This is a genomic window from Streptomyces durocortorensis, from assembly GCF_016901035.1.
In the GTDB taxonomy this organism is placed as follows: Bacteria; Actinomycetota; Actinomycetes; order Streptomycetales; family Streptomycetaceae; genus Streptomyces; species Streptomyces durocortorensis.
In genome coordinates this window covers 1-496 of sequence record NZ_JAFEUF010000555.1, presented here as the reverse complement: position 1 = coordinate 496, position 496 = coordinate 1, and the positions used below count along the sequence as shown (strand labels likewise).

Here is a 496-nt window from a genome sequence, read left to right as displayed (position 1 = left end):
TCGGGCTGGAAGGGCCTGCTGTGACGGTGGACACGGCGTGTTCGTCGTCGTTGGTCGCGGTCCATCTCGCGGTGCAGGCGCTGCGCAACGGCGAGTGCGACATGGCTCTGGCCGGCGGTGTGACCGTGATGGCCGGCACGAGCATCTTCGCCGAGTTCAGCCGCCAGGGCGGGCTGGCCGAGGACGGGCGCTGCAAGGCGTTCGCCGAGGCGGCGGACGGCACGGGCTGGTCCGAGGGCGCCGGAGTACTGGTGCTGGAGCGCCTGTCCGACGCGGTCCGGCACGGGCACGAGGTGCTGGCGGTGGTGCGGGGGAGCGCGGTCAACCAGGACGGTGCGTCGAACGGTCTCACGGCGCCCAGCGGCCCGTCCCAGGAGCGGGTGATCCGGCAGGCCCTGGAGAGCGCGGGGCTGACGCCGTCGGACGTGGACGTGGTGGAGGCGCACGGCACCGGAACCCGCCTGGGCGACCCGATCGAGGCGCAGGCACTGCTGGC

At 73.8% G+C, this 496-nt stretch carries 1 protein-coding gene; it reads left to right on the top strand.

Annotation, left to right across the window (positions count from 1 at the left end; all coding sequences use genetic code 11):
* Positions 1-496: beta-ketoacyl [acyl carrier protein] synthase domain-containing protein (locus JS521_RS36050; RefSeq protein WP_205087041.1), on the top strand; the 496-nt coding region annotated here is incomplete at both ends.